The sequence below is a fragment of the Providencia sp. PROV_01 genome, from assembly GCF_053098325.1.
In genome coordinates this window covers 1,141,920-1,167,590 of record NZ_JBRFKD010000002.1, presented here as the reverse complement: position 1 = coordinate 1,167,590, position 25,671 = coordinate 1,141,920, and the positions used below count along the sequence as shown (strand labels likewise).

At 36.7% G+C, this 25,671-nt stretch carries 24 protein-coding genes, 1 tRNA gene and 1 other RNA gene; 13 read left to right on the top strand and 13 right to left on the bottom strand.

Features of this window, described 5'->3' with window-relative positions; all coding sequences use genetic code 11:
• Positions 1 to 17: 17 nt before the first annotated feature.
• The 6 genes from ACU696_RS05895 (at position 18) to ACU696_RS05870 (ending at position 7,495) form a co-directional block, all read left to right on the top strand.
• Positions 18 to 2,513: a TcfC E-set like domain-containing protein gene (locus tag ACU696_RS05895; protein WP_109911905.1), complete on the top strand. Its 2,496-nt coding sequence runs from the start codon at positions 18 to 20 to the stop codon at positions 2,511 to 2,513.
• A gap of 25 nt (positions 2,514 to 2,538) precedes the next feature.
• A complete protein-coding gene (locus ACU696_RS05890; RefSeq protein WP_004914456.1) occupies positions 2,539 to 4,155 on the top strand; it encodes a hypothetical protein in 1,617 nt (538 codons plus the stop codon).
• A 94-nt stretch (positions 4,156 to 4,249) separates the two neighbouring features.
• Positions 4,250 to 4,927: a hypothetical protein gene (locus ACU696_RS05885; RefSeq protein ID WP_004914458.1), complete on the top strand. Its 678-nt coding sequence runs from the start codon at positions 4,250 to 4,252 to the stop codon at positions 4,925 to 4,927.
• A 523-nt stretch (positions 4,928 to 5,450) separates the two neighbouring features.
• Entirely contained in the window at positions 5,451 to 6,176 is a 726-nt protein-coding gene (locus ACU696_RS05880; RefSeq protein ID WP_209102237.1) for a winged helix-turn-helix domain-containing protein, read from the top strand.
• Positions 6,169 to 6,663 (top strand): FidL-like protein, encoded by a 495-nt coding sequence (locus ACU696_RS05875; protein WP_164528448.1) that lies wholly within the window; start codon positions 6,169 to 6,171, stop codon positions 6,661 to 6,663. Before ACU696_RS05880 ends, ACU696_RS05875 begins: the two co-directional genes overlap by 8 nt.
• A 550-nt stretch (positions 6,664 to 7,213) precedes the next feature.
• Positions 7,214 to 7,495, top strand: coding sequence for a helix-turn-helix domain-containing protein (locus tag ACU696_RS05870; protein WP_004914468.1), 282 nt, complete (start codon positions 7,214 to 7,216; stop codon positions 7,493 to 7,495).
• 297 nt (positions 7,496 to 7,792) lie between these two features.
• Here the strand turns inward: ACU696_RS05870 and ACU696_RS05865 are convergent.
• Positions 7,793 to 7,869: transfer RNA gene (locus ACU696_RS05865), tRNA-Asp, on the bottom strand.
• A 153-nt stretch (positions 7,870 to 8,022) separates the two neighbouring features.
• Positions 8,023 to 8,784: a DNA polymerase III subunit epsilon gene (gene dnaQ, locus ACU696_RS05860; protein WP_004914471.1), complete on the bottom strand. Its 762-nt coding sequence runs from the start codon at positions 8,782 to 8,784 to the stop codon at positions 8,023 to 8,025.
• A gap of 54 nt (positions 8,785 to 8,838) precedes the next feature.
• Here dnaQ and rnhA point away from each other — a divergent pair, with 54 nt between their 5' ends.
• Positions 8,839 to 9,309 carry a ribonuclease HI gene (gene rnhA, locus ACU696_RS05855; RefSeq protein ID WP_004914473.1) on the top strand — a complete coding sequence of 157 codons (471 nt, stop codon included), beginning with the start codon at positions 8,839 to 8,841 and terminating at the stop codon, positions 9,307 to 9,309.
• Here the strand turns inward: rnhA and ACU696_RS05850 are convergent.
• On the bottom strand, positions 9,306 to 10,040 hold the full coding sequence (locus ACU696_RS05850) for a class I SAM-dependent methyltransferase (RefSeq protein WP_004914475.1): 735 nt from the start codon (positions 10,038 to 10,040) through the stop codon (positions 9,306 to 9,308). The genes rnhA and ACU696_RS05850 overlap by 4 nt on opposite strands.
• A gap of 40 nt (positions 10,041 to 10,080) precedes the next feature.
• Here ACU696_RS05850 and gloB point away from each other — a divergent pair, with 40 nt between their 5' ends.
• The 4 genes from gloB (at position 10,081) to ACU696_RS05830 (ending at position 13,456) form a co-directional block, all read left to right on the top strand.
• Positions 10,081 to 10,836: a hydroxyacylglutathione hydrolase gene (gene gloB / locus ACU696_RS05845; RefSeq protein ID WP_117162848.1), complete on the top strand. Its 756-nt coding sequence runs from the start codon at positions 10,081 to 10,083 to the stop codon at positions 10,834 to 10,836.
• An 81-nt stretch (positions 10,837 to 10,917) separates the two neighbouring features.
• The gene (mltD, locus tag ACU696_RS05840) at positions 10,918 to 12,288 is read left to right on the top strand and encodes a murein transglycosylase D (RefSeq protein WP_117162849.1); all 1,371 of its coding nucleotides are present in this window, start codon (positions 10,918 to 10,920) and stop codon (positions 12,286 to 12,288) included.
• Between the two features lie 522 nt (positions 12,289 to 12,810).
• Positions 12,811 to 13,179, top strand: coding sequence for an Hha toxicity modulator TomB (gene tomB / locus ACU696_RS05835; protein WP_004914480.1), 369 nt, complete (start codon positions 12,811 to 12,813; stop codon positions 13,177 to 13,179).
• Positions 13,180 to 13,252: 73 nt separating this feature from the next.
• A complete protein-coding gene (locus tag ACU696_RS05830) occupies positions 13,253 to 13,456 on the top strand; it encodes an HHA domain-containing protein (RefSeq protein WP_004905417.1) in 204 nt (67 codons plus the stop codon).
• A gap of 323 nt (positions 13,457 to 13,779) precedes the next feature.
• On the opposite strand, the gene ffs is transcribed toward ACU696_RS05830, so the two are convergent.
• Positions 13,780 to 13,876, bottom strand: an RNA gene (gene ffs / locus ACU696_RS05825) — signal recognition particle sRNA small type.
• A gap of 141 nt (positions 13,877 to 14,017) precedes the next feature.
• Positions 14,018 to 14,476: a YbaY family lipoprotein gene (locus tag ACU696_RS05820; RefSeq protein WP_004914482.1), complete on the bottom strand. Its 459-nt coding sequence runs from the start codon at positions 14,474 to 14,476 to the stop codon at positions 14,018 to 14,020.
• 239 nt (positions 14,477 to 14,715) lie between these two features.
• On the opposite strand from ACU696_RS05820, the gene tesB reads away from it, so the two are divergent.
• On the top strand, positions 14,716 to 15,585 hold the full coding sequence (gene tesB / locus ACU696_RS05815) for an acyl-CoA thioesterase II (protein WP_109911901.1): 870 nt from the start codon (positions 14,716 to 14,718) through the stop codon (positions 15,583 to 15,585).
• A gap of 138 nt (positions 15,586 to 15,723) precedes the next feature.
• Here tesB and amtB read toward each other — a convergent pair whose 3' ends face one another.
• The 5 genes from amtB to ACU696_RS05790 form a co-directional block, all read right to left on the bottom strand.
• Complete coding sequence (amtB, locus tag ACU696_RS05810; protein ID WP_109911900.1) at positions 15,724 to 17,004, bottom strand: ammonium transporter AmtB; 1,281 nt, start codon at positions 17,002 to 17,004, stop codon at positions 15,724 to 15,726.
• Positions 17,005 to 17,014: 10 nt separating this feature from the next.
• The gene (glnK, locus tag ACU696_RS05805; protein ID WP_004905421.1) at positions 17,015 to 17,353 is read right to left on the bottom strand and encodes a P-II family nitrogen regulator; all 339 of its coding nucleotides are present in this window, start codon (positions 17,351 to 17,353) and stop codon (positions 17,015 to 17,017) included.
• 172 nt (positions 17,354 to 17,525) lie between these two features.
• Positions 17,526 to 19,310, bottom strand: a complete 1,785-nt coding sequence (locus tag ACU696_RS05800) for a SmdB family multidrug efflux ABC transporter permease/ATP-binding protein (protein ID WP_109911899.1) — start codon at positions 19,308 to 19,310, stop codon at positions 17,526 to 17,528.
• Positions 19,307 to 21,052 carry a SmdA family multidrug ABC transporter permease/ATP-binding protein gene (locus tag ACU696_RS05795; protein WP_209102241.1) on the bottom strand — a complete coding sequence of 582 codons (1,746 nt, stop codon included), beginning with the start codon at positions 21,050 to 21,052 and terminating at the stop codon, positions 19,307 to 19,309. Before ACU696_RS05795 ends, ACU696_RS05800 begins: the two co-directional genes overlap by 4 nt.
• 75 nt (positions 21,053 to 21,127) lie before the next feature.
• Positions 21,128 to 21,589, bottom strand: a complete 462-nt coding sequence (locus ACU696_RS05790; RefSeq protein WP_004905429.1) for an Lrp/AsnC family transcriptional regulator — start codon at positions 21,587 to 21,589, stop codon at positions 21,128 to 21,130.
• A 277-nt stretch (positions 21,590 to 21,866) separates the two neighbouring features.
• Between ACU696_RS05790 and queC the strand changes: the two genes are divergently transcribed.
• Positions 21,867 to 22,556, top strand: a complete 690-nt coding sequence (gene queC, locus ACU696_RS05785; protein ID WP_196719805.1) for a 7-cyano-7-deazaguanine synthase QueC — start codon at positions 21,867 to 21,869, stop codon at positions 22,554 to 22,556.
• Between the two features lie 61 nt (positions 22,557 to 22,617).
• Here queC and ACU696_RS05780 read toward each other — a convergent pair whose 3' ends face one another.
• The 3 genes from ACU696_RS05780 to ppiD form a co-directional block, all read right to left on the bottom strand.
• Complete coding sequence (locus ACU696_RS05780; protein WP_109911896.1) at positions 22,618 to 23,046, bottom strand: acyl-CoA thioesterase; 429 nt, start codon at positions 23,044 to 23,046, stop codon at positions 22,618 to 22,620.
• 175 nt (positions 23,047 to 23,221) lie between these two features.
• The gene (locus ACU696_RS05775; protein WP_109911895.1) at positions 23,222 to 23,593 is read right to left on the bottom strand and encodes a ComEA family DNA-binding protein; all 372 of its coding nucleotides are present in this window, start codon (positions 23,591 to 23,593) and stop codon (positions 23,222 to 23,224) included.
• A 144-nt stretch (positions 23,594 to 23,737) separates the two neighbouring features.
• Positions 23,738 to 25,609, bottom strand: coding sequence for a peptidylprolyl isomerase (gene ppiD / locus ACU696_RS05770; RefSeq protein ID WP_117162851.1), 1,872 nt, complete (start codon positions 25,607 to 25,609; stop codon positions 23,738 to 23,740).
• Positions 25,610 to 25,671: the final 62 nt, after the last annotated feature.

Here is a 25,671-nt window from a genome sequence, read left to right as displayed (position 1 = left end):
AAGAATGGACTTAAATTATGCGTAAAAGTGCTATTGCTTTATCAATATTAAGTATTATTTTTTCGAATACGATTAATGCCAATGAAATGAAAAGCGTTAAGATCGGTGGATATATTATTCCTCCTGCATTTGTTAGTGCATTGGAAGAAGGAATGTCTGTACCTGTTTTTTTACGACTAAATGATGATACGGTAACCAATCAGAGCGAAAGCAAAATTGCAGATGCAGTTATTGTAATCGACCATGATAATATTAAATTATCAAGTATTCATCTCATTGAAAATGAGCACGGTGCGAAACTAAATAATTTACTAGTCGATAAACTTGAAGAAAAAAAGGATGCCATTTTTAATGAAAGTAATGGCATTGTTATTGATAATAATGCAACCCTTCAATTAAACATCTCTTCATTTAATTTATCATTAGATGTTGATAAAGCTGCTTTTTCGCCAAAAGAACATGCGCGGCAATCTGTACTAGGAAATTCTTCAGTCAATTCATTTTCAGCAGTAGCTAACTATGATTTAGGGGTATTTCAGAGCCGTGTTAAAGATTCAAAAGATACATCCAGTAGCTATTTCAATTTAGATACATTATTCGCAGCTGCGGAACATCACTTTAATGTAAATGCATCAGCATATAGCATTGGAAAATCTAATTCTAATGTTGAACTGTATCGTGCAATGTATGAGCGTGATTTCAACGGATTCCGTTTTGCACTTGGGCTAATGAGTACATGGAATTTGCAGTCTATTGCCAGCTTAACTGCCCTTAGCAGCAGTAAAATTTATGCGGCATCAATAGGAAACAATTCCTCAAGTATGGTGACAAATAAGCAGCAATCACTCACGCCGATTTATGCTTTTTTAAATAGCCCAGGTGAAGTACGTATTTATCGACAAGGTAAATTATTAAATATTCAAAATTTTCCCATGGGTAATTTTGAAATTGATACAAGTATACTGCCTTATGGCATTTACGACGTCACTATTGAGACGGTAATCGATGGCAAAATTGTCACAACACAGCACCAAACAATTAATAAATCCTTCGGAGCGATAACAGGCGGTTTTGATAAACTCAATTGGGAAATTTATGGTGGTTATATTGACTTTGATAAGCGCCATTATGTAAGAAATGAAGGCTCAACGAGCCAAACTCCTGGTAAAAGCCATTTAATCGGAGCCTCTTTCGCTTATAACTTCCCTGTGTTGTCTGGCGTGCGTTTTCAAATGTCAAATTATGGGTTTGATAAATTTGTTGTACAAGAAACGAGTATCAATGCAGCTTTAAATAACTATATCTCAGTTAACTGGCAAGGCATGCTAGAAAACCATGGCAGTTATCGTAATATTGCGACTCTTTCTGTCAATATACCGGAAGGTTACGGTTCTTTATGGGCATCTAAAGAAAAAACTGTAGTGACTGGTGATTTACCACTTTATGATGCTGACAGTTATTCTTATGGCGGAACCATTAATTTTGACAAAATAATTGATAGAACTGGGTCACTGACTATTAGTAATACTAAAGATCGTCGTATTGGCAGTGATTCAATTAACTATGAATATGCGAATACATTATTCTCTGGCCGTTATGGAACCGTGGGGCTAAGAGCAGGTGTACAGCGTTATCATTATGATAATCAAAATAGTACCAACGAAAAATATATTAACCTCGATTTTTCCTTACCCTTATCAACATGGTTGAGTACAGGTGTTTCCTCAACAAATGGTAATGTGAAAGCGAATATTTATGCGAATAAAAATTTTGAAAATTCGGTGATTACCAATGCAGGGGTTTCTGTCTCCAAATTAGTCCGAGATAAAGATAATGGTGAATCCAATTTTTCAACATTAGGCTATGCTTCTTATGATACTAAATATAATTCAGGTACAGTGACGATTAATCGCCCCGATAATAACAGGCTTAATGGCAACTTAACATCTCGTGGCTCAGTGGCATATAGCGACGGCATGATCATGCCAAGTGGGCAGCAAGGCAAATCAGGCGTTATTATTAATTCCGATATAAAAGGTAGCGGTAGTATGGTCGCAAAAGTAAATGGGCAAAATTACCCAATTAGCGGAAAAAATACCTTTATTCCATTATCCCCTTATTCGGATTATGACATTCAGTTAATGAATGACGGAAAATCAAAAGACAGCTTTGATATTGTCTCAGGGCGAAATAAATCCGTCACATTATACCCAGGAAACATTGCTCTTTATCAACCAGAGGTAAGGCAATTAGTCACGGTATTTGGCCGTCTGAAATCACCAAATGGTGAATACATAAAATATGCCTCAATTCGAAATCATATTGGTCGCACAAAAACAGATCAAAATGGTGAATTTTCCATGGATGTTGACGTCCGATATCCAGTGATATCGCTATTACAAGATGATCAGCAAACAATTTGTGAAGCAGATTTAAACCTTCAAGGTGCACGTGGTGCATTGTGGGTCGGTGAGGTGACATGTGAACCTCAAGAAGCATTTGCTAAACGTTAATTATCACTTTAAAGGCTAATTTAATATGCGATTATTATCGATAACAGCACTTTTTATTTCATTTTCGGCTCTAATACCGAATTCGTTTTCTGCAACAGCACCATTACAAGAGTATGTCATTGTCGAAAACCAAGTTGATAACGAATTCTTTATTGTTGCTAATAGAGTTGACCCACGCTTCTCGGGCTCAAATGTATTCACAAAATACCAGCGCAATAGGCAATACAGCTTAGGTTATATGGGATATACAGGAACACCTTTTAGCTCAACTTATAATACAGGTGATATTTGGTTAGAAAATTCTCCCGTAAGCCAACCTTTTATCGGGAATCGTTGTATGACAAATAACCGAAATTGCCCGGCGACGTCTTATTGGTCAGCTCAGCAGTTACGAGATAATGGTGCGTATAAAATCCAACAAACAGGAACACCGGGTGAGTCTGGATATTCAAGACCGATATTTTCTGAATCTTTTTATCGCTGGTTAGCCGAAATACCACCAGGAACAGAATATACTTTTGATTTAAGAACCTGTACAAGCCGCGATGATTATGATTTAAGTAACGCAACCTGTATGACGAGTGGCGGAAGAACAACAACACAACAACATTACATTCCAACCAATAAAAAAGGCAATATTATTCTAAAAGGAACGGGAGCCTTACAAGAAGTTTTTGTGGATAGCAATGGCAATCCAACTATTGGACTTGGTTCTAACTTTTGCTCAACAGGAATTGTTGGAAATACATCTGGAATTATTTGTAAGTTAGTTGAATTAGAAACCCAAGGGCAATCTATCGGCGGTACATTTACAGTTCGTATGTATATTGATAGCGCAAAATTAGGCTTAGCTAGGGACCCCCGGGCTGCACTTATTCAGTATAAAGGGAGTAACAGCACACGCTGGACGAATTGGTCCTCAACAACCAACATGTCAGAGATCTTTAATAATGGCTCACAAAATATTGAGGTTTTCCTCTCAAATGAGTATTTAAAGTCAATTGTTGATGCTTCACCTAATTCAACCGTCACACTCGCTGATAGCGTGTATACTTTTGGTTTTCAATCACCACTTCCTCAATCGGGATTTTATGAATTTACGCCTTCAAATTTCTTAATAATTAAACCGAGGGATTATGGAATCAGCATTATTCCTGCAGATTTTAACCCAAACCAATCGAAAACGGGCAAAGTCGGCAATGATGAACCACCAATAGAATTTAATTATATCGTCACAACTAGCGGGCCAAGACAAGCGGATTCTATTACGGCAAAAGTTGAAGGACCAAACACAACATTAAAAGGACAATCATACTGTTTATTTACCTCGAGTGATAATAAACTTAATGTCCCTTTTTCCGCTTATCTTTCATTTAAAAATGAAAATGGCGCTAGAGAATCACACCGAGCAAGTTGTGATAGCAATGAAGTTTCATTAAAAAATGCATTATGGTCTGAAACACCATGGGATAGGCCTAATGAGGATTTAGGATCTTTTTATCGGACTAACTTAGATTTATCATTCCCAATGAATGACTCTGAATCATTTTTTACATTAGATGGCATTGATTGGTTAGGAACCGTTTCTGCAAGTGGCACAATAACTGTCAAAGCAATTTGGACTGGACCCGATATTCAATAATATCTAATGACGACTTATAGGGCTACTTGTAAAAGCTCAAATGGCCCTTTTATTGAACCTCATATATACTTAAACTTTGGCTTGGATTTTTAATATGAAACCATTTTATTTACTTAAAATCCTATTCTTGATTGTGCTATCAATGCTTTGCAATAGTGCTGTTGCTTTATATATCAATGCAGATATTTCTTCGATGGAGTCAGGACAAGAGTTTTTTTCTAAGCCATACATCAATGACACAAATAAAACTAATTTATATAATTTTAGTGCTTACAAAATTGATAAACCAGGTAACCAAGAACATGGAACATCTCTCCATAATGGCGAGATTATTTTTACTCCATTGAAGAAAATTTTATTACCTGGAGAACAAGAGTTTTTTAAGATTTTTTATCGAGGAGAAACCGATGAGACTGAGCGCTATTATAAAATCATCATTAGCGAAACGCCTCTTGATATGCGTAATGATGATGAACAAAAAAAGCGACCTTTATTTTACCCAACGGTTAGCCTAGAAACCTATTTCGTTGTAAGACCCAAAAAACCAGATTTCAAATATGAGCTTAATCCCAGTACTCGTATTCTAAAAAATACGGGAAATACCTATTTTAGAGTGCTCTTACATGAAAACTGTGATGCTAATGATGATTCCGAGCCTTATGTATTTTACTTATTACCTGGCCAAGAATCTAAAGATGAGCGTCTTAAAAAGAAGAGCCGTAAATATATTGTAATCTTTGATAAATATTACCCAATTGGCAACTGTGAATAAAAAACCAATAATATCAATTTGTTATAAAATAAAATGACAAATTTGACTATGCTATTGTTTAAAAAAATTTAATTATCTAATCATAATTCGATAGATACTCTGTATCTATAATTACCTAAAAGCATTACAAATTCATAAAACTCAGTTATATAAAATTGCTTCAGACAATTTAAAAATAAATTAATTTAAGCATCTATGACTTGAAATAGTGATTAATACTGTTTTTTGCCCAAATATAAAACATCAAAACAAAAAATGTCAGTTTCATTAATACGATACACTGAAATTTTTCATCATTACATATATAACCAATCATTATAAACAAAAATTTATTTTCATATTTTCTTCTCAAAAAAAGAGTAGTATATTACACTGATATAATTACTTTAAAATCAATGACTATCATGTTAGCTAAAAGTAACCAAACTAAGCACATATTTTAATAACTAAATAAGAGTCATGTATGATATATATACTGAATAACATAATAAAATATAACTCTGACTTAGGTGAAATATTTAGGGTGGATACAGAACTCAGTGTAATGAAATTAACCCCCGTATTGAATTATATTTTTATAATACTAATTCAAAATAACAAAACGACTATCACTCGTGAAGAGATACTAAAAAAAATACTAAATAAATATGACTTAAAAGTTTCGATAAACACGCTTAACCAATACATTAGTACATTAAGAAAAGTATTACATCAACAGCTTTTAGTTGAAAATGCAATTCTAAGCATATCAAAAAAAGGCCTTGTTATCTCTTCTGAAATTCAAATTGAAGAATCGATTGCTAAGTTCAATAACAAAATAGAGCAAAGCCTAGCTAACCCTCCCATTTCAAGCAAAAAATCTGCCAAATCACTATTACTTAGTAATAAAAATCATATTATTAAAAAAATATTATTGATAATTAGTGTTTTTTTACTTTTGGTGATTATTTACCTTGTAAATCAAATTTACGCAGTAAAATACCCATATACATCAATACAATCATACAAAATTAGCACAATTGGTGATTGCCCTGTTTATGGATTCAAAGATAACTATGAAAAAAACATAAGTGATACAATAGGCAAACAAGCAATTGATTTTAACTTAACCTGTGAAGATTCTGATATCTTTTATTATTACAACAACATACAAAACTTAGGAAAAAACAAACATAGCTTATTAGTAAAATGCAAAAAAAACAAAGATTGCATTTCAACAAGAATAAACTGGCAGGAAAAAAATGACTAATAAAACACTATACTCATTGATACTAACATTTTCATTAATCATCGTTTTCTTGTTGTTTAACTTGAATTTAGAAAAAAATAAAGCGCAATATTGCGAAGCAACTGTTTCCTCTAATTTCATATTGGCTAATAATAAATCATCATATGCACTAAATATGAAATTAGTAAAAAACAATGATAACAGTGGGTATATTAAATTATTAGGAACAATTACAACTGATAAGACATATACTGTCAATCGAGTTGTTCATTTCAATCAATCATCAAGACAGTATATAAAAGATTTAAAATTAACCATAAGTTATGACAGAAAATCTACAAATGATAATGTCCCTGATGATATATTCGAAAAATATTTTAAAGCATTCAACCTAAATTCAATTGCATATGTAGAAATTGATGAGATAACTCCTGATTGGTACCTTTTTTCAAGTTCGTTTGGCCCTTATTTTGTCTGTAGCAGACAAGCCAAATTAAATACAATTTAATATATAGCGTTCCACTTATAAAGTTTAGATAATAGCAAGTATTGTATCTTTGCTTCTTATTATCATTTCTATTTATCTCCAACTAATTAGGTTTGATTATACTTTTATCTAGAATTAAATTTGTATGCTACCTATCGATAAGTACTAACTCAACCCTTAATAAGTCACCATTTCAACTTAATCTATAAATACTTTCTGTAATTTTATGTAAAAATATAAATAATTACTTTTATATGACTATAAATGCATTTTTTTCATTTATTATTTATTATATTTCTACTTTTAAGCCCCCCTTCAAGTTAACATAACGCATTGTTTTTATTGAATTATAAAAACCTATACTTTAGTTTAATAGCTTATAGTCATTATTAATATCTATATTGATAGTCAGGACCTATTAAATAAACTATTTTTGATTCATTAAAACAATTTCACATTAGTAACTAAAAAATATAATCTACCCTTCATTGAGAAAGCCAAAAAATTTAAAATAGTGCTATCATTAATAGCTAACTTTTAGATAATAAATTTATAATAGAGAGAATATAAAATGAAACATATCAATACTAAAGAATTGAATATAAATAACGACCTAGATATTGTTATGGCCACCGCAAAATACTTAAAATCTGCACGTATTGAAAGATCATTAACGGGTACAGAGGTAGGAAATCTATTAAATTTGAGCCAACAACAAATATCAAGATATGAGAATGGCCAATCTGCTATTTCTATTGATAGCCTTCATACATATCTTAAAGTATTAGGAAAAGATTGGTTAGATTACTTTAGATCTGTTATCTTAGTTAGAGTTCATGCGAATTACTATTAATACAAGCAATACAAAATTTAAATTAATTATTTTAAATAAGAAATTAATTTTAAGATAAGTGCTCAAAATCACATATCAATAACAACATGAAAAATTTTAAAGTAGTTAATATGATTGAAAAAAATGCGAATTATTCTCGCAAGTTTACTATTTACAAATCTCATTATATCAAAACTTAACTCGAAGAAGTTATTAGAAGCAGCAAATGATATCTATAGAAAGGAACTCTCAGTGCAGTTGAATACAGTCATTCAAAAAGAAAACGCCACGCTAATAAATTAGCGTGGCGTTATAATTTGGCGGAACGGACGGGACTCGAACCCGCGACCCCCTGCGTGACAGGCAGGTATTCTAACCAACTGAACTACCGCTCCTGATGTTCCCTGCTGGGAACGCCATGCATATTACGAATACTTGAGGACCCCGTCAACACTTTTTCTTGTTAAATCGCACAGTTGAACAGTTTTTAGCCTTGAGAGGCTTTTCTATCCATTTTCCTAAGCAAGTATAAATAATGAAATCAATTATTAGTGTAAATTTTCAGCTTCATCAGAAGGTTGGCGCCAAAGACAAGGTTTGCCGCCTTTCTTATCAACAATATCCAACCGAGCTTCATGAGCAATTATTTCTTCATCAGAAGCAAAAATCACTCTAAGACCGCTCTGAGGACGTTCAATCCTTTGAATTTCATACTCTTGCTCATTATTAGCTGATTCTGAATCCATCGAAAATGATAATGAAGTTTGCCCGCCCGTCATTGCCAAATAGACATCTGACAGAATCTCAGCATCGAGTAAAGCCCCGTGCAGTGTACGCTTAGAGTTATCAATTAAATAACGGTCACATAACGCATCCAAGTTATTCCGTTTACCAGGAAAAAGTTTGCGAGCCAATACTAAGCTATCAGTGATAGTACAAAATTCTTGCGTAGGCGGAATACCTTTATTGAGTTTACGGAATTCATAGTCCATAAAACCGATATCAAAGGGGGCATTATGAATAACAAGTTCTGCACCACGAATAAATTCAAGGAACTCATCCGCAATGTCAGCAAAAACAGGTTTATCTTGTAAAAATTCATCACTTATCCCATGCACTTCAAATGCCTCAGGATCCACTAAACGGTCAGGTTTAATGTACACATGAAAATTACGCCCTGTGAGTCGGCGGTTAATCACTTCAACCGCACCAATCTCAATTATGTTGTGCCCTTCATAATGAACACCGAGTTTATTCATACCGGTTGTTTCAGTATCAAGGACAATTTGTCTGGTTATCACCGTGCTCATAATGTTTTTTTGTGTCAAACTAGAAAGGAACGAATAATATAGAGTGTAACAGAAATGACAAAGCAGGTAGAAATTTTCACGGATGGTTCCTGTTTGGGCAATCCTGGCCCGGGTGGATATGGCGTTGTTCTACGCTACCAACAACATGAAAAAACATTGAGTGATGGATATTTTTTAACCACGAATAACCGCATGGAACTACTTGCAGCCATCGTTGCATTGGAATCACTAACAAGGCCTTGTGATATTATTTTAACCACTGATAGCCAATACGTACGACAAGGAATCACACAATGGATCCATGGCTGGAAACGAAAACAATGGCGAAAAGCGGATAAATCCCCTGTCGTCAATGTTGATTTATGGAAGCGCCTTGATGACGCCATCCAACGACATACAATTGATTGGCGTTGGGTTAAAGGCCACGCAGGCCACCCTGAAAATGAGAAATGTGATGAACTGGCTCGAGCTGCCGCGTCAGCGCCGACTAAAGAAGATACAGGTTACCAGCCTGCACAAAACTAAGAAGGGTCGTCTATCTTCATTGATTTACTGATCTCCTTCGCCGCACCGAGTGCTGTTCCAATCTTAACCTTCGGTTGCTTGAATTTTAGTGGTGTCGGAGTCAGTGGATAAGTCCGTTTCCGCGCCACAATCACGCTTAAAGCCCCAATTCCCCCACAGTTTTTATTCACTCGTCTTTGTGCACTCAACCAAGGAAATATTTGGCAATTACGATGATACAAAACTTCATAGTTTAATAAGCTTAACCAATCAAATACCCTAACAGAGGGGAAAAAACGGCTACAATAAGGCTGCCGTTTACGTAAAACAGGTACGAGTTTCGCCATTCCGACAAGACTGAAAGGGTTAAAACCTGAGATGATTAGCCAGCCATCGTCGATTAACACCCGGTCAACCTCCCGTAAAAGCCAATGAGGATCATGGCTATATGCCAAACAGTGAGTCATTAGACAGGCATCTATCGATTTTTGGGTTAATGGTAATGCCTCGGGCTTTGCAATAAGATTAAAACGAGGATCACCAGTACCAACATTAAATTGGTGGGAGATTAAGCAGCCTTCGGTATGGATTTCAGTACTTAAATGGCCTAACTTAAGCAAATGAAAGCCAAATATCTTCGGCCACCAAGGGCTAAGTTGATTTTCTATGGCTTGACGATATTGTTCTCCAAAAGGAATGTCAGACCAACTAACTGGCATTTGAATTTTTTTATCAATACGCGCAGGCTTCATGAAATTCCCCTATTAACTATTAACAAGTATCGAGGTCATTATGGAGTTAATTCGAGTACCAGCTTTAAACGATAACTACATTTGGGTTTTAGTCGATGGCCACCAACAGTGTATCATCGTTGACCCCGCAGAGGCAGAGCCTGTGCTTGAAATAATTACAGCTAAACAGTTGACGCCTGTCGCCATCCTATTAACTCACCACCATAATGACCATACAGGTGGTGTAAAAGGGATTTTAAGCAAATTTACAACTCTTCCTGTTTTTGGCCCAAAAGAAACCCAATCTAAAGGGGCGACAGAAATAGTCGAAAACGGTGATAAGGTCATAATTAACGAGTTCAACCTACAAGTTATTGCATTATCAGGCCATACTTCTGAGCACATCGGCTTTTACCAAGCACCTTATTTATTCTGTGGCGACACGCTGTTCTCTGCCGGTTGCGGGCGGATATTTGAAGGAACACCGGAACAAATGTTCGAATCTATCCAAAAAATTGCTGAGCTTCCTGATGAAACCTTAATTTGCTGTGCCCATGAATATACTTTATCTAATCTAAAATTTGCACACCATGTATGGCCTGAAAATGAAGCGATTACACAATATTTACAAAAAATAACGCAAATACGTGACAAAAATCAACCAACAGTACCTACTACATTGAAAACAGAGAAAAAAATAAATATTTTTCTGCAATGCGATAACCACCAATTACAGAAAAAACTCGATATTAATGTACAAAATCCACCTTTAAGAGCAGTTTTTACCCTGTTGCGTCAATTAAAAGACCAATATTAAAGTTTAATGATTGTCATATCGGGGTGGGATAAGTATTATTGTTCGACTTTTAAACATCAAAATGAAGAACAATAGAAAAGAATGAAGATAATCGCGACGCTTATCGCCATTGTTCTGTTGGCCGGATGCCAAACTGCCCCGAAAAAAATTAAGCAGAACAAAACTCCAACTAATCATACTATTGAAACTGTTGCATCACACAACCAAGCAGCCAGCCGACAATTACCTAAAGTCGACTATGACCTATGGGGCTATATTAGTGATGAACTAAAAATGGATATCCCTGATAAACCTCAAATTAGGGAACTCGCAAATAGTTATTTAAATAAACAACGTTTTGTCTACGATGTGGCATTAAGAGCTGAGCCATACATGTACCTCATCGTAGACGAAATTAATGAGCGCAATTTACCTATGGAATTAGCTTTAATTCCTATTATTGAAAGCTCATTTAATCCTAAAGCAACTTCTCCTGCACAAGCTGCGGGTCTATGGCAAATCGTTCCTATCACTGCACGCTCATATGGACTAAAACAAACACAATGGGTTGATGAGCGCAGGGATGTGGTTTCTTCAACTAAAGCAGCTTTTGATCTTCTCGAAAACTTAAATGTTATGTTTGGCCACGATTGGGAGCTCACCCTTGCTGCCTATAACTGTGGAGAAGGCTGTGTTCAAAATGCTATCAAGAAAAACGAAGCTGCCGGGCTACCTACTGATTTTTGGTCACTCTCATTACCAAAAGAAACTAAACAATACGTACCAAAAATCTTAGCACTTAGCCAAGTATTGAAAAATCCTGAAAAGTACCAAGTTAATTTGCCAACAAGTAATAAAAATCGAGCACTCACTCAAATCGATGTTGGTCAACAAATCACGTTATCTCAAGCCGCTGAGTTGGCTGGGTTAACTGTTGAATCGGTAAAAACGTATAATTCTGGTTATACACGCGGCATAACATCGCCAAGTGGCCCTCATTATATTATGTTACCTACAGCAAAAGCTGAACAATTCAAAACATCACTCTCAGACGAAGATGTTTTAAACACTATTCGTTTAGCCGCACAACAAAACCAACAGATAAAAACAGCACAACCCACTGCAATTTCTAGCGCGCGTCAAAATCGAGCTAAAATAGCTACATATAAAGTACGCAAAGGCGAATCTGTCGCGAGTATTGCAAAAAAATTCAATACTACCGCCAAAAATATTCAAAAGCTAAATGGGTTAAAAACTGCGAGTGTTATCAAACCAGGACAAGTATTAAAAGTTACGAGCTCAGCGCCTACTGCAAGTAACCGTAAGGCAAAAACCTATAAAGTAAGAAAAGGCGACTCCTATTATAGCATTGCGAAACGTCATGGCATAAAGCTCAATGATTTAATGACTTGGAATTCAGGTGTTAAAATGGCAGACCTGAAACCAGGGGTAACCTTAAACCTCTATCTTTAAGTTATTCTCATCAACAAAGCTTTTGTCTATTTCAGGCAAAAGCTTTTTTATTTTTAATTCTCTTATTAGTAAAAATAAATTATTTGAATGAATTAAATAGGAAAATAATTTTTATAACATCTTTTGTATAAACACTTCATATTCACTGTACTAGAATAACTGATGGTTAAACTATAATTTAAATACTTCATAAAATTGAGTTTAAGCAGAACATACGCGACCCAGCCCCCAACAACTTGCTAATAAACTAGAAAAAGTAGTTTATTGCTGGTGACATATGTGATAATAATGCTATTATTATATCGCGGCTAGTTTAGTCCGAGCTGCCAGTCCGTATTCGAATATCGCTTATGTATTATATTAATAATCTTCGAAAGTTTAACGAACTAGCAATAATCTTATATTTTTCAATATATTAACATGCAACCTTTTATATTGAACATAGGTGCTTTAATTAGTTAACATGACATTATTGATAAAAAATACACACAGCAAAAGTCAGATTCGCCTGCGGAGGTGATTATGGATGAATACTCACCCAAAAGACACGATATAGCAGAACTAAAATACTTATGTAATAGCCTCAATAGAGACGCTATTTTAAGCTTACAAAAAACAAATACACACTGGATTAATGATTTAAGCTCCCCGCAAAGCGCAGCCTTGAATGAACTTATTGAACATATCGCTGCATTTGTATGGCGGTTTAAAATCAAATATCCAAAAGAAAATCTTGTTATATCACTTATCGAAGAGTATCTCGATGAGACCTACGATTTATTCGGCAGCCCAGTCATCACGCTCAGTGAAATTATAGACTGGGAAGCAATGAATCAGAGTCTTGTCACTGTGTTGGATGATGACCTAAAGTGTCTAACCAGCAAAACCTAAAGATATTATTTATCTTTAGCTCAACTACAAAACCGTATATAAATAAGTAATTTTGCACAAAAGAAAGGGTATTATGACCAAATCTGATTATCTGATGCGTTTAAGAAAATGCACAACAATTGAAACTCTTGAGCGTGTCATTGAAAAAAATAAGTATGAATTATCTGATGATGAGCTAGAGCTATTCTATTCAGCTGCAGATCACCGCTTAGCTGAGCTCACAATGAATAAGCTTTATGATAAAATTCCAGCTTCTGTTTGGAAATTTGTTAGGTAATATCTTATTAACACGCACAGATAGTGAATGGTTGTAGCCGGTAAATCCCCTTATCGGCTGGACGCAATGCAATTATCGTTTTATTATTGGCATTATAATTATGCTAATGGAAATTTATTGCTTTTAATTTTAGCATATCAACTTTTCTTATTACAATAATCAACAATGAATGTTGTATTCTTAACCTTTCTTTTTTAACTTCAGAATTTATTTGAGATTTAGAGTTTAATTAACAATTATAAAATATAATTAAATAACATATTTATAATAAATTAGAATATATAGATGAGAGGAAAGGCAAAAGATGCTGAGTTGGGTGGGAGCCCTGCCAGCGGCATCCCGGCACACACGACCCCTGCTATGGCTGCTTCCTTCCGGACCTGACCAAGTTAACAAGTTAGCGTTGCGGGAGAACCAACAGAGCCCCCATTGATTGCTTCTTTCAAAGCAGGGGCATTATGCTTGATAGTCATTAAAATAGCAAGAAACCCCTGACCAAGTGACGTTTTATTACACAAACTCATATAAAAATAGCGACTCAACTAAAAAGTCGCTTATTGGCTAGTTCGCAGGTACCATCAACAATTCAACATTTTTTGTGACGCCATTATTGATAACCTCTACAACGCTATCACTAATGTATAAAAGTTTTCCATTCGCGTTCACGGTTGCATTAACAACTAGCGAGCCTTCCTGCCTAACTTCATTTTTTTGGTAAGTTAGTTCAAAAGGAATGGTTGGACGATTATTCACTGAATTGTAATATTTTTGAGATAATATCAGTGCAGGTAAGTCCGCAACCGTTGTATCTGCCAACGTAATTGTAACAACTGCGTCTTCAGGTAAAACAGTATCCTGTAAAATCACCACACGGCCCTCGATTTTTCCTGAATCGACTGTCTGGTTATTATTACTATTTTGAGCATTAAGTGCTTTTTCGCTGGGCTTGGTGCTATTCCCTTCACAGCTAACCAACGTTAAAATCACTAATAAGCTAACAATATAGCGAAAAAACTTCATAGTTATTACCTATAACACAATGTTTACTAAAACATTTTAAAATAATCGGAATAGACAAGTCATTTTCTGATGAGGGAATAATAAAAAGTATAACTAATATTGGTAGAATAATACATTTATATTTCCAAATGTAACAATACGTAACCCCAATTTATTCGCTAGTAATTAATCTACCTATTCAGGGTAAATAATGGGAAAATACCAATATCTCATTTACGTATAACTGAACTAAGATGACTATGAGCCCAGAATTACAGAATTTAATTAGCCTAATTGAACTCGAAAAAATTGAAGAAGGTATTTTTCGTGGACAAAGCGAAGACCTTGGTTTACCTCAAGTTTTTGGTGGACAAGTTGTTGGACAAGCCATGTATGCAGCGAAGCAAACCATACCTGAAGAAAGAGCGATTAATTCTTTTCATAGTTATTTTTTACGCCCAGGCGATAGCTCACGTCCCATTGTTTATGACGTGGAAATTTTACGCGATGGCGGAAGCTTTAGCGCACGCCGAGTAAGTGCCATTCAAAATGGTAAACCTATCTTCTTTATGACCGCATCATTTCAATCTCAAGAAGAAGGTTATAGCCATCAGAACTTAATGCCAGATGTACCACCACCTACAAAATTAATTTCTCAAGATGATATTGTTCAAAGTTTGGCTGATAAATTACCAGAAGCAGTTAAAAAGTATGCTCTTCGGCCAACTCCTTTTGAATTTCGTCCCGTTGAATTTTACAGCCCATTCGATGCCGCACCTCAAGAACCATTTCGTTATATTTGGTTCAAAGCGAAAGGGCAACTGCCTGATATACCTTCACTACACCACTATTTATTAGGTTATGCCTCTGATTACAATTTCCTTCCTGCCGCATTACAGCCGCATGGTAGAGGATTTATGGAACGCGACTTACAGGTTGCAACTATTGACCATTCAATGTGGTTCCATCGCCCATTTAAAATTGATGACTGGTTACTGTACGCTGTAGAAAGCCCTTCGGCATCAGGTGGGAGGGGTTTTGTGAAAGGACAAATCTATAATTTACAAGGTGATCTTGTTGCAACTGCAGTCCAAGAAGGCGTAATTCGTCAACGGCAACCTCGTAAATAACCGCTATTTAAAGTAAGTGATTACTTACTTAGAAAAATATATTAGTCAGTTTAAAAAGGTAATGGCAGCCAGCAATAAGCTGCCATTATCAATTTACATAAAACACAGTATTATCCTGTAATTATCTTTACATGAAGGTTAATTGTAGGCACTTTCACCATGAGAAGTAATATCTAAGCCTTCCCTTTCTTTTTCAACATTAATTCGTAAGCCTGACGTTTTCTCTGCAATTTTAAATGCGATATAAGCAACAATTGCAGTCCAAACAACACAAACTAGGATGCTAACGGCTTGAATTCCTACTTGTTTCATCATCGTAATACCTTCCGCATAGCCACTTCCGCCTAATACCGTTGAGGTAAATACCCCCGTGAGTAAACACCCTAAAATGCCACAGACTCCGTGAACGCCAAAAACATCGCAAACATCATCAACTTTTAACCGACGTTTTAAAATCACTACCCCCCATAAACCTGCCAATCCAGAAAGTAGTCCGATGATTAATGCCCCGCCAACACCCACAGTACCCGCAGCAGGCGTAACACCGACTAACCCAGCCAAACACCCAGAGCAAGCCCCTAATAATGAAGGTTTCTCCCTGAAAAGCCATTCCGCTAAAGTCCACGATAAGATAGCGCCTGCCGCAGCTGCGATAGTGTTCACAAACGCGAGTGCAGCAATACTATTTGCACTTCCAGCCGAACCTGCATTGAAACCAAACCAGCCAATGAATAATATGGAAGTTCCCATAAATACCATAGGTAGGTTATGAGGTTTAATGGCTTCTTTCCCTAACCCGGTACGATGCCCCAGTAAGTAAGCACCAACTAAGCCTGCAACAGCCGCATTGATATGAACAACCGTACCTCCAGCAAAATCTAATGCGCCATCTTGCGATAAAATACCACCTCCCCACACCATATGTGCCATTGGCAAATAAGCAAATGTAGTCCAAATAAGGGTAAAAATTAGAATTGCAGAAAATTTAATTCGCTCTCCTAATGCACCAATCACTAATGCAACCGTTAAGCATGCAAATGCACCTTGAAACACGACGTGAATAAATTGAGGGATCGGTCCAGATAAGCTTTCTACAGTAATATCTTTCAACATGATCTGGCTAAAACCACCGATAAAATCATTTCCCTCACTAAAAGCTAAACTGTATCCATAAACAATCCAAATAACAGACACCAAAGCAAAAATAACTGCAGTTTGAGCCATCAAAGAAAGGACATTTTTGCTTCTTAGTAGCCCACCATAAAATAATGCGATACCTGGCAGTATCATAAAGATAACTAAAGCAGTCGCTATCATCATGAATGCATTATCCGCTTTATCCAGAGCTTCCTCTGCAGCAAACACGGTTATTGGAAAACCACCCATTAATAAGAATAAGTATTGGAACCCTTTGCGCATAGTTGTTCTCCTACAGTGCTTCGTCTTGTTTTTCACCTGTACGAATACGTACCGCTTGTTCTAATGACAAAATAAATATTTTTCCATCCCCAACTTGGCCCGTATAAGCTTTTTTTTCAATTGTTTCAATTACCTGCTCCACTAACTCATCAGAAACGGCTATTTCCATACGTACTTTAGGTAAAAAGTCGACAGTATATTCAGCACCTCTGTACAACTCGGCATGCCCTTTTTGCCTCCCAAACCCTCTAACTTCAGTAATGGTAAGCCCTTGAACTCCAATATCTGATAACGCTTCTCGGACTTCATCTAATTTAAATGGCTTAATGATCGCGATGATATATTTCATGTTCACTCCTATAAGTCAGGTGAATAAACTGCTCAATGCTTTGAACAGCACTGACGTTATAGCAAACCGTGTGCCAAAATATATTTATTCATATAATTCAATAAGAAAGGGCAAAATAAAAAACCACTCGGATGAGTGGCTTTAGAGGATGCATTATAAGAGTGCAGAACAATTAACTAGGTATAGCCTCAACTTCAGCATCACTATGGGCATTCAGTGATTCCCCAACTTGTTGCAACTGGTACATTTGATAATAGCGTCCTTTTTGTTGCAAAAGCTGTGAATGCTTACCTTGCTCAACAATTGCACCACGATGTAACACAACGACTTGATCAGCATCGACGATCGTCGATAAACGGTGAGCTATCACAACTAGAGTAGTATGTTGGCGGATCATACGTAATGCTTTTTGTATCGCTTGCTCTGTTCCTGAGTCAATGTTCGCGGTTGCTTCATCCAAAATTAAAATTTTAGGTGTCACCACAAGAACTCGAGCCATCGCTAGTAATTGTCTTTGCCCAACAGATAACGTATTTCCTTGTTCTCCGAGCACGGTATCTAACCCATCAGGTAACGCACGAACCAACTCAGCAAGCTGAACAGTTTCAAGAACTTCCCAGACTTTATCTTGGCTAATTTCACGTCCTAATGCGACGTTATCAAAAAAAGAAGCGGCGAGAACAACAGGGTCTTGTTGCACCATTGCAATACCATTACGTAATACTTGATGAGATAGTGAACTTAAATGACGCCCATCTAATAAAATATCCCCTTCTTGCCATGGGTAATATCCCATAATTAAATTTGCAATGGTACTTTTACCACTTCCTGTATGGCCGACCAACGCAATAAAATTATGATCAGGCACTTGTAAATTAATGTCTTTAAGCACAATGTTGTTATCACGATAGGCAAAGGATAAATGGTTAATTGAGATTGAACCACCTTGTAACGGCTCAATACTTGCGCCATAGCCTTGTTGCGGGCTATCCATTAATTCAAAAACACGCTCACCAGAAACAACGGCTTGCTGCAACATTGACTGCTGAGAAGTTAATTCAATGAGCGGTTCATTCAAGCGGCCTAAATAATTAATAAAAGCATATAAAACACCAACACCAATGGTGGTCGTTCCTTCGAATCCAAATAGCAATAGTAAACCACATAATACTGAGGCAGAAAGTAAGCTCAACAATGGCCTTAATAATAAGCCATCAAGCTTTAATGCTTTCATTCTTGCAAAATAATGGTCTTGGCTAAGACTTTGCATTTTTTCGCCAAATCTAGCTTGCTGGATAAATTGCTGAATAACTGTCATTCCATTAATAACTTCATTAAAACCGTTATTAATATCAGCAAGATAAGATCTCACACGACGTACAATCGGTGTGCTTAGACGCTGATAAACAAGCATTACCACAAATACAGCAGGAAAAATCATCACTGCAATTGATGCCATACGCCATTCCAATGAAAACATGGCAACCAGCATAGCGCAGATCAGTGCTAAGCTACGAAACACGGTTGGTACAACCATCACAAATAGATCTTTAATAACCTCAGTATCATTTGTAACTCGTGAAATTAACTGACCAACTGGCTGCTTATCAAATGCACTTAGAGGCTGCCTTAGAGCAGCATTCATCACATCTGTTCGTAATGTTTGCACTACCCCCACAGAAGCTTTATTAAATAAAATAATTTGATAGTAATGTAATAGTGCAGCAATAACTTGGAGCAATATAAACCCAACAGCCATATATAAAGCCAGTGGCATGATGATTTGTTTTTTCGCTATCATGTTATCAATAAAATAACTGATTAGCAGAGGCCCACTAACTTCTGCAATAGCAGCTAGCCATAGCATTGCAATGGCAATAGCCATGGTTCCTCGGTACGCTTTTCCATAAGCAAGTAAACGCTTAAGTGCTGGCCACAGCGGTTTCTTTTGGCTCATAGATCACCATCCAAAGCTGCTTCAATCTGTTGATATTGATACATATCTTTATACCAACCCGATTGCTCAATAAGCGCGTCATGTCTACCTCTGCTAACAATAGTACCTTGAGATAGCACTAAAATATTGTCCGCCTCTACCAATGCAGATAGACGATGGGCGCTGATGATCATGGTTCTATCTTGTCGCCAATGGCTTAAATTTTGTAAAATTGTAAACTCAGTCTGCCCATCAACGGCAGAAAGTGCGTCATCTAGCACCAAGATTTCCGCATTCTGCAAGATAGCCCTCGCAATAGAAATTCGTTGTTTCTGCCCGCCTGATAACATGACGCCTCGCTCACCAACCTGAGTGGAATAGCCTTCAGGTAAACGTAAAATATCATCATGTACACAAGCAATGCGTGCAGCCTGTTCAATTTCTTCTTGAGTGGCATCAGGTCGCCCAAGCGCGATATTGCCTGCGACGGTATCTGAAAACAAAAATGGAGACTGATTTACGATAGATAACCGAGCACGCCATTCATCTAAACGAATTTCGGGTAACGGTAAACCTTGATAGAAAATAACCCCTTCCGTAATATCAAATTGACGTTGTAATAACGTCAACAATGTTGATTTTCCAGATCCTGTTGGCCCACATATCCCTAAAAATTGCCCAGGTTTTAGGTCAAACTTAATATCATGTAATGCTGTTCTCGAGGTTTCTGGATAACTAAATTTGATGATATTTACATTCAAATTTCCCTTTTCAGGCTGTAATGAATGCGAACCATCCTGAATGACTAACGGTTCATTGAGTAAACTAAGAATACGGCTATAAGCTGCACTACCCCGTTCAACGATATTAAACATCCATGCGAGCGCTAACATCGGCCAAATCATTAACCCTAGATACATCACAAAGCTCGTTAATTCGCCTAGCGTCAGTGTGTCGTTTAATACCATCCAGCTTCCCCCTGCAATAGCGAGTAAGTTGGCCATACCAATCGCCATAAAAATAGTGGGGTCAAAACGAGCATCAACTTTAGCAACATGCATATTGCGACGCCCTGCCTCGGTAGCTACCTGTTCAAATTGATTTGATTGATGATCTTCGAGGCCAAAAGCTTTAATCATGCGAATACTTGTTAAACTTTCTTGTGCATGATTATTTAAAGACGAAAATGCCCCTTGGGCATGCTTGAAACGCTGATGAAGCTGATCCCCATAACGTTTAATGACTAATGCCATAATTGGCATTGGAATAAGTGCAAGTAAAGTAAGCTGCCAACTAATTTCAACGCTCATCATAATGAGCACCGCACACCCCATCACTAATGAGTCAACTAATGTTAAAACGCCCTCTCCTGCAGCAAACACAACTCTGTCAACATCATTCGTTGTACGTGCAATTAAATCTCCCGTTCGGTACCTAAGGTAAAATGCTTGGTTTTGCAGACTTAGTTGCCGATAAAATTTTTGTCGTAGTTGTACGGCTAACTTATAAGAAGCACCAAATAACCATAAACGCCAGACATAGCGCAAACCATACACAACCAATGCAATCAACAGCATGACTAAAACATAAGTGATCAATTGCTTTGTCGACATTGCCCCTTTACTAATTCCATCAACAACAACACCAACAATGCGTGGGGGAACTAATTGTAAGATAGCAATGATAATTAAAAAGCAAACAGCGCCGAGATAGCGCCGCCATTCACTCAAAAAATACCAACTTAGTTGTGAAAATAATCGCACGTAATACTGCCTTGAATATATTGATTTATTGATGCCTAAGAATGAGAGCCCGTAATTATCTAAGTTATTACAGGGTTAATCAGGAATAGGCAATACTGTCGTATACTTGATTTTTTCCATTGCAAAGCTTGAAGTTACATCGATTAAACCATGAACACCATTAACTAACTTTTTATAAAACAAGTCATATGATTTCATATCATGAACTTCCACTTGCATAAGATAATCATACTCCCCAGCCATACGATAAAACATCAGAACTTCAGGAAGTTGACTAACAAAAGAAACAAATTGCTCATACCACTCACTATTATGATGCTGTGTTTTAATTGTCACAATCACCGTTAAACCTAAACCTAACTTCTCACCATCGAGTAAAGTGACTCGCCCTCGAATATAACCTTCATCTTCAAGCCTTTTTAATCTTTTCCAGCACGGAGTAGAGGTTAAATTAACAGCTTCCGCAAGGGTATTTAAGGATAAGCTGCTGTCATTTTGCAATAAACAAAGCAGTTTTTTGTCTATTTTATCTAACATAATTACTCTCTTGGCTTGGGTGTAAGTGCTTTTATCGTTATTTTATTAGCTGTATAACTATATTATGCAAAATTGAATAATTAAAAAACAATAAAAATGTTACCAAATACCATGATTATAGAATATTTTTATACAGATAACCAAATCAGCATATAAATAGTCCTTCAATCAAACTAATTTGATAAAAATAGAACTATGAATTACATCCCAGTATCGCTAACATGCTTTACTCTCTTTCCATCACATTTTGATAATGATATATCACCAAGGAGTACCTATGAAACGCGCAGTTGTGGTTTTTAGCGGAGGCCAAGACTCAACAACCTGTCTTATTCAAGCTTTGCAAAACTATGATGAAGTTCATTGTGTTACTTTCGATTACGGCCAGCGCCACCGTTTTGAAATCGAAGTCGCACAGAAATTGAGCGTATCTTTAGGTGCTACAGCACATAAAGTGTTAGATGTCACATTACTCAATGAATTAGCAATCAGCAGCTTAACTCGAGATAACATCCCAGTTCCTGATTTTTCAGAAAGCGAGTCCAGTACTTTACCCAGCACTTTTGTTCCAGGGCGCAACATTTTATTCCTCACATTAGCAGCAATTTATGCTTACCAAGTACAGGCAGAAGCGGTGATAACCGGTGTTTGTGAAACTGATTTTTCAGGTTACCCAGATTGCCGAGATGAATTTGTCAAAGCCCTCAATCATGCTGTAGACCTCGGTCTTGCCAAAAATATTCGCTTTGAAACCCCATTAATGTGGTTAAATAAAGCCCAAACATGGGCTCTTGCCGACAGTTATGGCCACCTTGAAACCATCAGGCAGCAAACACTGACTTGTTATAATGGTATTCAAGGTGATGGTTGCGGTGAATGTGCTGCCTGCCATTTAAGGAGCAAAGGCTTAAATGAATATTTAAATGATAAAGAAGCCATCATGCTCTCATTAAAGCAAAAGCCATAATGAATTAGTCAAACACACAGCCTATCATTAGCTTATTCGTAATATTCAAGCTAATGGTAGGCTAGTTTTGAATAAAATCTTCAGAACCCACCTTGAATGACTCTAACTTCTCACGCAGCTGTTCATCGATAATAATTGCTTTATTCTCGATATTATTGATAAAAACAAATGTCACATAAGCATCTGAAACAACCTCTTGAATTCCTGCTTTAGTGCGAATAATTTGTTGATAACATACTGCGCTTTTACTGCCTATTTTGTCCATACGGGTCACCACAGTCAGCTCATCACCGAGTAAGACACCTTGTATATAATTTACATTAATATTCACCGCAGCTATTGTTAAATTGTTTTCTATAGCCCACCTAATAAAATTGCGTTTATTCATCCATTCCCAGCGGTCTGCTTCATAGAATTCTAAGTAACGTGCATTATTAACGTGCTGAAAAACATCTATATGATAACCATGAACTTTAATGTGTGTTGTCATAACTACTCCGACCAGTTTATTTTTTAATAACATAAAAATAACAAATGTACGGAAAATGTGCTGAATGATTATCAAGAATAAGACTTAGCTCCCAAATTATTTACAAGATGCTTAGTTTTCTGCTTAATTATTAACCTTAAATATATTCCCCCATACTTTGTATGGGGGATTTTAGTTACAAAGTTAACTTATCTTTATTCTTTTCTAAAAATGCAGGACCTATCCCCTGAACTTCTAAAATATTCTCAATGGAATTAAAAGCCCCATATTTTTGCCTATATTCAACGATAGCTTTAGCTTTTTGCCTACCTATGCCATTAAGTTTTTCGGCAAGTTCCTCTTCACCTGCTAAGTTAATATTTACCTTGTCAGACTGCTCATGGTTAGTTGATGGTGAGTTATTACTTACTTGTTTTTCTTGAGTGACAGCCGTAGTGGCTTTTTCTGGCTCAATTTTCTTAGCCAAAGAAAAAGAAGAAAATGAGCATAATAAAGAAAGGAGCAGAACAATACCTAATCTGCATTTATTGACTGAATTCCATAACATATTTGTTCTCCTGTGTATGTTGAGACACAACGATGCCATAGAAAAATATGGAACACTTTTTAATAAAATTAAAAATACGAAAGGCCACCCAAAGGTGGCCTTCTATTCATAACGTTACAATTTTACTTGCGAAGCTGCTCGCAATTATTCAATATTCAGCACTTCAATTTTTGCATTTTCACGCAAGTTAAGCATCAAAGCTTCGTTAACCGCAGAACTCATAGCGCCTTGGTATTCACGAGTTAGTTGTTTTAACTCGTCATCCGTTGGCTGACCTAATGTTACTTTATCTAGCTGAATAACCACATAGTTATCAGACTCATCACGCGCAAGTGCGTAGCTTGGTTTACCATCAACAGGTTGTGGCATTTCCATTGTCGCATTGATAACCGCTGTTTGTGGCATTAAACGAGAAACGGTTTGAGCATCAGAGAATTTAACACCCGTGGCACTTAGAGCTTCAGCCCCTTTACCCGCTTTTAACTCAGTAAGTAATTTATCGCCCGTAGCTTTCAACTCTGCTTCGGCTTTTTGGCGTTTAACCAGTGTTTCAATTTCTGACTTAACCTGTTCAAAAGGTTCAACACTTTCAGGTTTGTACTCTGTAACACGCACAACAAATGCACGGTCACCTTCCACGTTAATAACGTCTGAGTTGATTCCTTTAGAACCGTTTTTATCCACTAAACGATCGCTAAATACTTCACTGACCACTTTAGGGAAATTAAGTGCAGCAGGTGGGTTTGTTCTATCAAACCAATCCGTTGTCACAGCCTTCAAACCAGATACAGATTCAACTGATACTAATGATTCCATATCACTCGTGGCCGCTTCACTGACTTTTTGCTGTAAGTCATAGAATTGCTTAATGTTTTTATCTTGAAGCAAGCTAGTTTTAATACTTTCTTCAACTTGCTCAAACGGTTTAATCGATTCTGGCTTAATATCATCTAAACGAAAAATAACATAGCTATTTTGTGATTTAACAGGTGCCGAAAGTTGCCCTTTTTCTGTTAATTTAGCATCCACAATTTCGCTTGGCGTTGATGCAGCTTCCATCCAACCAATCAGGCCTTTTTGCCCTGCACTGAATTTATCCGTTGATTTTTCAGCGGCTAACGTTGCAAAGTCTGCACCTTGTTTTAATTCATCCAGAATATCATTCGCTTCTTTTTCAGAAGCAACCTGAATCATACTGTACTGCTTTTGCTCTGCTTGAGTATAATTTTTCAGGTTTTGCTCATAATAGGTTTTTACTTCTTCATCAGACACTGTCGCTGGTGCCATCGATGCTGCATCCATTTCAACATAGCTTACTTGCACCTTCTCAGGTGAAATAAAGCTATTTTGGTTAGCATCATAATAGGACTTTAATTCTTCTTCAGAGGCTGTTTGTTTTGCTTGAACCTCTGCTAAATCTAAAATTGCAGTGCGAATTTCACGCTCTTGCATAAATAATTCAGCATACGCTTTAACTTCAGATGGTAAAGCGAAATCCGTTCCAGTAAAAGTTTTGGCTAGCTGAGCACGTGTAAGATCTTGGCGAATTTGAGCCGCAAGGCTATCTGCATTAATGTTGTTACGGCTTAAGATCTCACGATATTTTTCGCTATCAAACCGGCCATCTGTTTGGAAAACAGGCATTGAGAAAATATATTGCTCAATTTGCTGATCGCTTGCTGAGAGTTGTAGTTCATTAGCATACTGATTAATCAATTCATTGTTAATCAAGTTATCAAGAGCTTGGCGGCGCAGTAAATTCATGCTTTCTTCATTACTAGCGACTTCTGAAAATTTATCCCCCAGATACTCTTGTAATGATTGGCGCTCTTGTTGAAAAGCCTGCTGTAGCTGCTCTCGGCTTATTGACTGCCCGTTAACTTCAGCGGCATTATTTGCACTGTTGCCACCAAGGCCACCCATCATAACGCCACCCAACACGAATGAAAGGATAATCAGCGCCAGTATTATTTTGAGCAAAGGACTATTCGCCTTTGTGCGTAAATTTTCCATCATAAAAAGGCTTAACTCCGCTTTGTTGAATTCAATTTCCTGATAATACGCTAATCTTAACTCAG

Excerpts from the sequence above, each read along its gene's own strand:
- dnaQ (WP_004914471.1), bottom strand. The coding sequence starts at position 8,784 with ATGAGCACGGTGATAACCAGACAAATTGTCCTTGATACTGAAACAACC.
- gloB (WP_117162848.1), top strand. The coding sequence starts at position 10,081 with ATGGAGTTAATTCGAGTACCAGCTTTAAACGATAACTACATTTGGGTT.
- mltD (WP_117162849.1), top strand. The coding sequence starts at position 10,918 with ATGAAGATAATCGCGACGCTTATCGCCATTGTTCTGTTGGCCGGATGC.
- ACU696_RS05895 (WP_109911905.1), top strand. The coding sequence starts at position 18 with ATGCGTAAAAGTGCTATTGCTTTATCAATATTAAGTATTATTTTTTCG.
- ACU696_RS05830 (WP_004905417.1), top strand. The coding sequence starts at position 13,253 with ATGACCAAATCTGATTATCTGATGCGTTTAAGAAAATGCACAACAATT.
- ACU696_RS05790 (WP_004905429.1), bottom strand. The coding sequence starts at position 21,589 with ATGTTAGATAAAATAGACAAAAAACTGCTTTGTTTATTGCAAAATGAC.
- tesB (WP_109911901.1), top strand. The coding sequence starts at position 14,716 with ATGAGCCCAGAATTACAGAATTTAATTAGCCTAATTGAACTCGAAAAA.
- queC (WP_196719805.1), top strand. The coding sequence starts at position 21,867 with ATGAAACGCGCAGTTGTGGTTTTTAGCGGAGGCCAAGACTCAACAACC.
- ACU696_RS05780 (WP_109911896.1), bottom strand. The coding sequence starts at position 23,046 with ATGACAACACACATTAAAGTTCATGGTTATCATATAGATGTTTTTCAG.
- ACU696_RS05775 (WP_109911895.1), bottom strand. The coding sequence starts at position 23,593 with ATGTTATGGAATTCAGTCAATAAATGCAGATTAGGTATTGTTCTGCTC.
- ACU696_RS05890 (WP_004914456.1), top strand. The coding sequence starts at position 2,539 with ATGCGATTATTATCGATAACAGCACTTTTTATTTCATTTTCGGCTCTA.
- ACU696_RS05820 (WP_004914482.1), bottom strand. The coding sequence starts at position 14,476 with ATGAAGTTTTTTCGCTATATTGTTAGCTTATTAGTGATTTTAACGTTG.
- ACU696_RS05875 (WP_164528448.1), top strand. The coding sequence starts at position 6,169 with ATGACTAATAAAACACTATACTCATTGATACTAACATTTTCATTAATC.
- ACU696_RS05885 (WP_004914458.1), top strand. The coding sequence starts at position 4,250 with ATGAAACCATTTTATTTACTTAAAATCCTATTCTTGATTGTGCTATCA.
- ACU696_RS05800 (WP_109911899.1), bottom strand. The coding sequence starts at position 19,310 with ATGAGCCAAAAGAAACCGCTGTGGCCAGCACTTAAGCGTTTACTTGCT.
- ACU696_RS05850 (WP_004914475.1), bottom strand. The coding sequence starts at position 10,040 with ATGAAGCCTGCGCGTATTGATAAAAAAATTCAAATGCCAGTTAGTTGG.
- ppiD (WP_117162851.1), bottom strand. The coding sequence starts at position 25,609 with ATGATGGAAAATTTACGCACAAAGGCGAATAGTCCTTTGCTCAAAATA.
- rnhA (WP_004914473.1), top strand. The coding sequence starts at position 8,839 with ATGACAAAGCAGGTAGAAATTTTCACGGATGGTTCCTGTTTGGGCAAT.
- tomB (WP_004914480.1), top strand. The coding sequence starts at position 12,811 with ATGGATGAATACTCACCCAAAAGACACGATATAGCAGAACTAAAATAC.
- glnK (WP_004905421.1), bottom strand. The coding sequence starts at position 17,353 with ATGAAATATATCATCGCGATCATTAAGCCATTTAAATTAGATGAAGTC.
- amtB (WP_109911900.1), bottom strand. The coding sequence starts at position 17,004 with ATGCGCAAAGGGTTCCAATACTTATTCTTATTAATGGGTGGTTTTCCA.
- ACU696_RS05870 (WP_004914468.1), top strand. The coding sequence starts at position 7,214 with ATGAAACATATCAATACTAAAGAATTGAATATAAATAACGACCTAGAT.